3 protein-coding genes are annotated in these 4,724 nt (G+C 55.1%); all 3 read right to left on the reverse strand.

Going from position 1 to position 4,724, the window contains the following annotated elements; all coding sequences use genetic code 11:
• Positions 1–71: 71 nt before the first annotated feature.
• Positions 72–1,745 (reverse strand): hypothetical protein, encoded by a 1,674-nt coding sequence (locus ACIQ20_RS15895; protein ID WP_395782031.1) that lies wholly within the window; start codon positions 1,743–1,745, stop codon positions 72–74.
• A 410-nt stretch (positions 1,746–2,155) separates the two neighbouring features.
• A complete protein-coding gene (locus ACIQ20_RS15900) occupies positions 2,156–2,446 on the reverse strand; it encodes a hypothetical protein (protein ID WP_395782033.1) in 291 nt (96 codons plus the stop codon).
• Positions 2,446–4,724 (reverse strand): LysM peptidoglycan-binding domain-containing protein (locus tag ACIQ20_RS15905; protein ID WP_395782035.1); only part of this gene is annotated, 2,279 nt, incomplete at its 5' end. The genes ACIQ20_RS15900 and ACIQ20_RS15905, both read right to left, overlap by 1 nt.

Below are 4,724 nucleotides of genomic sequence, written 5' to 3' on the forward strand. Positions count from 1 at the left end.
CAACCGCCAATCCCCCCGCTCCGCCAGCTATGTGACGAGCGCTGCGCAGGGGGATTAGCTGTCACCGCGTGTTACACCACCAAATGGGACGTGATCCCTAGTGTTCCAATTGGAAGTCGTGTCTTACCCATCCACATGGCGATTTCACCAACACTGCCAAGCGATTCACTCTTCAGGGCGGACCACATCGGATTCAAGTTCCTTTGCTCATGAATAGCGAATTCCCTTGCTGCCGCCAATCGGCTTTGTGACGCCAAAGCCGGATCTGTAGCTAGCATGCTGGCTTGCATGAGTTTGTACCCCAAAGTTCTGGGGTTACGTTGTCCCCACTCCCGAACCCCATAGTCAGCCATCGCTTTGTAACCGTATACTTTACCGGCTAGTGCAAGTGGTATGACGTCCTTTCCCACTGTTAATTGGCCATCGATCGTCGTCTGAAATATGGACCTTATTTGATTTGCTGAGATTACAAAATGGGCATTGGGTGAACGAAGTCTACCCATTAATTCGGCTGGGGCTGCAGCTGCCGTGTACATTTCGTAAAGCCCAGTCAGCTCCTTCCGAACCGTGAACGCAGTGAACACTCCCAGATGTGTCCATTCAAATTCGGGTGTTGAAATGGACAAAGCCGAGTAGACCTTAAGTAGTGCTGTGTTTTGGCCAAAAGCACGAGCAGCCCAAGGCTCTAAATTACCATATCTTCTTTCGCCCGCATCACCTGCGGCGTTCAAATACCTCTCCATGTTTGCTCTAATTGCCTCTAAGCCCTTACCCGGAGAATTGATCGGCGCGTCCTTGGTGAGGATACTTAAGAAAGCTTCTGCTTGTCTGCCTAGCCGGATAGCTTCGGCCTTGCTCAGGCCTTGCAAGCGGTCTGTCATCGAAATGTTCAAGAAGTCAGCACGCTGGTCTGCACCAATAGCACTCCAATCTTGCCCATTGGCTTCAACTGCAGATTTTGCAGCATTTTCAACTTCATCAAAGGTTTTTTCAAAGCCACGACTATCAAGTCGCGTTCTAATAGCCCCGCCAATCCGTCGCCCAACCAAGCCCCCAAGCGAGTCGGGTAGGGCTGCGATGACATTGTCGCCGAAGTCCGTGCCCTCAATCAGAGTGCGGGTCGTGGCATTAGCGATGAGGCTTGCGCCTGTTGAAAGGACATCGTTGAGAAGGGTTGTCTTACTCCCTTTTAATACGGTTCCATCCTTATTGTACTTTATCCCGCCCGGGAATTTCTCCGCGCCGAATTGGCCGACTGCGCCGCCAACGCCCGCCGCCGCAACGCCTGCCCAGCTGAACTTGTCTTGCAAGCCCAAAGCCATGCCAATGCCTTGGCTGATGGCACTGGTAGCTGCGCCGCGCACCCCTGCTTGGAATACGCGCGCGAGCGTTGTCGTCCCGCTGTTCAGAGCTGAGACCCCGCTTAGGCCGCCACTGACCCCGCCACTGATGAAGGCCGTCGCGACGCCCTTCCAGTCAAACTTCTCTTGAATCCCTGTGGCCACGCCAACGACTTGAGACACGACGGAGCCTGCGGCCGCATTGAGAGCACCGCCGATGATCCCGCCACCAAACGGAGCAATAACGGTTATCGCAATCGCAATAACAGCCAACAAAATCTGCCCAAAGCCGCCACACTTCTGCTTCTTCGGCGGGACGGCTTGCGGGGTGGAGGGGGTTACGTCGCCGAGGGTTTCGGCGGGGTTGTAGGGGGTGACGGAGGACGCATTATAGGTGTTGCGCATCACCCCTGCGGGTAGGCGCAGGGTCTGGCCTTCAAACAGGGACGCCGCACCCGATAAGCCATTGGCTTCGGCGAGCTTATACCCTTCGCAGACGGTGCGCGTCAGCGCAGGAATTGATCTGGGGGATCAATTCCAGTCGAAGAAGGCCCGAAGGGCGCCACTATCGCCCCACAGATTCTGGGCGATCCCTTGCAGGCTGTCGCCGGAGCGGACCACATCACTTCATCGTCGCCTTGACGAAGTATCGGGGAAGTGACCACCGCCATAGAACTAAGTTCCCTCACGTGGACCCAAGCGCATAGCACCAGCGGCATCCAGTTTAGGGTGTGCCGATCAGTCACTCACTCGAATGCACCGATCCGGGGACAGGACCTGTTTTGCACTGGGGGATTGAGCCTAGAGTTGGTGCCCTATGCTGCCAGTCCGAAGCATTTCTCGACAATCGTCTGCGCCGACATTTTCGTGTTCGGCGGAATGCGAAGGTGGCAACCCGCATCGGTGCTGTATGCCGCAGAGAGGCGCGCGCCACCGTAATCGAACTCTGCTACCAACGAGTATGGAGTTTCGGCAATCTGTGGCATCTCCAATTCGAGCTTACCGCAGACAAGTGAGAGGAAATCTGCAAAGTCGCCTTCTTCCTCATAGTCAAGGAAGCAAACGAACGTCCCGTTCGCATTTGTAAAGGTATATGTCTTTTTCATTAGAACCCCAACGACTGATTGACCGAAGTGCGGGAGCTTTGCGACGAGCCAATAGTTTTGTTCCAAAGCGCATCGCCTGAGTAGCGGTTCGAATATTTCCCAACGACCTGATTCCAAGTCATATTAGGATCAGTTCGAGAAAGTGATTCCGCGAGTCGTCTATCTGACATCAAATCTCGCGATTGAGTACGAAGCGAATTGCGCATTTCAAACGCCTGCCTTGCCTGCCCCTCAAGCGGCAATGAGCTATCTAGCAGACTGGGTATTCGAGCCTCTTCGGAAAGATAGAAAGCGCGAGCAGAGCGATTCGACAGCGATCCCGACTTCGTTGCGAGGTTCGCCCAATACTTCTCATAGCGCGCCGTGTCGTCCGCTCCATTCTCAGCTACCTTCCAAGCAACATCAAATGTCTTTCTACTTTTGGCAAGACCCTTGATCACCCCAGCCGCTGGGAACAGGCTTGTTGCGAGCGTGAACCCATTCACGAAATTTGGGCTCCTTCCAAATTCTTCTGCGGCAAAAAGAGTGCCAGCACCGGGGATTTGCTCAACTAAAAACTGACCTAATAGTGCGCCAGTTTCCGCTGATGACTGCATATAGTTTCGACGATATTCGGCTCGCTGGTCTGCAAGGGTCGGCGTGGGAACGCTTCGGGTGGTTGCGCTAGCTACAATTGGTTCGTAACTGACTCGTAGGCCAATGCTGTCAAACGAGACGTCGCCACCGTCATAAATCACGGCACCCGATTGAGTGGTAATGATCCTTATTGCGGTAGCGTCGCCCGGCCCTCGAATAGAGAAGCTTCTGATATTGAGAGGTCCAGCATCACCGACATTACTGAAGTTCAGCGTGCCAGCCATGAGATTCGTAGCCTTGTTAAATACAAGTAAGGGATACGAATTTTTCGCGCTAATACCTGCCTCAGGAAGCGGGTCCTCTGCGACTATTAGGTCGGATGAATCCACCGAAACGCCATAAATCTTTGCCGCCTTAGCCCTCAACTCGGCTACCTTCATAGCCGGGTTTAGGTTGAGGTCGGATAGAATTGATAAGTTCGCAAAAGAAGCCTTTGGAAAGTCAATTGGATTGCCGGGCGGTAATTTTATTGGCTCAACAGTGCCGACTCCATCTCCCGGATCCTCTTGTTTCGGCTTGGCGACAACGTCAATGCCCATTTCCCCCGCAATGGCGGCTGCGATGGTACCACCGATGGCACCGGGCCACGCGGCTCGCAGATTATTCTTAAAGTCGCTCCCTTCGACCAGACTGCGGGCGGCCGCACTCGCTATCGCGCTTGCCCCAGAGGCAACTAGATTCCTGCCAATATTGCCCCAATCGCGGGAGGAGCCTTGGCCCATTAAGGGCCTGGCCCCGACCATGTTGCCGACTTTGTAACCAACGCCAGAGCCAACGCCCGCCGCCGCCACTGCAGCCCAGCTAAACTTATCCTGCAGGCCAAGGGTCACATTAATGCCTTGACTGATGGCGCTGTTCTTAGCGCCTTGGATGACAGCCTCCATGAGGCTTTTCGCTTTTTGTCCAGGACCCGCAACACCGCCCGTTATGAAGGCCGCACCAACTTCCTTCCAACTGAACTTATCTTGAATACCAGTCGCGACCCCAACACTCTGGGAGACGATGGAAGCTGCGGCGGCTGCCGATCCCCATCCGGCAAAGCTAGCGGCGGCTTGGGGTAAAAACTTGGCAAATGCCTGCGTAAACTCCGGTCCAAGATAGAGTGTCACCACCACCGCGATGATCACCAGCAAGATCTGCCCAAACACCCCACACTTTTGCTTCTTCGGCGGGACGGCTTGCGGGGTGGAGGGGGTTACGTCGCCGAGGGTTTCGGCGGGGTTGTAGGGGGTGACGGAGGACGCATTATAGGTGTTGCGCATCACCCCTGCGGGTAGGCGCAGAGTCTGGCCTTCAAACAGGGATGCAGCACCCGATATGCCATTGGCTTCGGCCAATTTATACCAAAGCCCACTATCGCCCCACAGATTCTGGGCGATCCCTTGCAGGCTGTCGCCAGAGCGGACCACATAGCTACCCGCAACCGAGCCTTGGCTATAGCTATTGATCACTTCCAGATTGGACGAGAATTGCTCTTCCTGCTTGCCCACCGTCGCGCCATTGGCAAAAGCACCGGGCGCGGTTGTGGCAGGGGCAGCTTGGCGTTGCGCGACCGAGGCGGCGTAAGAACCTTCCCACCCGCCATTATTCGTGATCATGCCCATCTGGCGACCGGCAAAGCGGTACCACATGGCGCTGGGAT

Source organism: Aquidulcibacter sp. (genome assembly GCF_044346625.1).
In the GTDB taxonomy this organism is placed as follows: Bacteria; Pseudomonadota; Alphaproteobacteria; order Caulobacterales; family Aquidulcibacteraceae; genus Aquidulcibacter.

Bases quoted from the DNA above. Each gene is read 5' to 3' on its own strand.
- ACIQ20_RS15900 (WP_395782033.1), bottom strand. From the start codon at position 2,446: ATGAAAAAGACATATACCTTTACAAATGCGAACGGGACGTTCGTTTGC.
- ACIQ20_RS15895 (WP_395782031.1), bottom strand. From the start codon at position 1,745: ATGCGCAACACCTATAATGCGTCCTCCGTCACCCCCTACAACCCCGCC.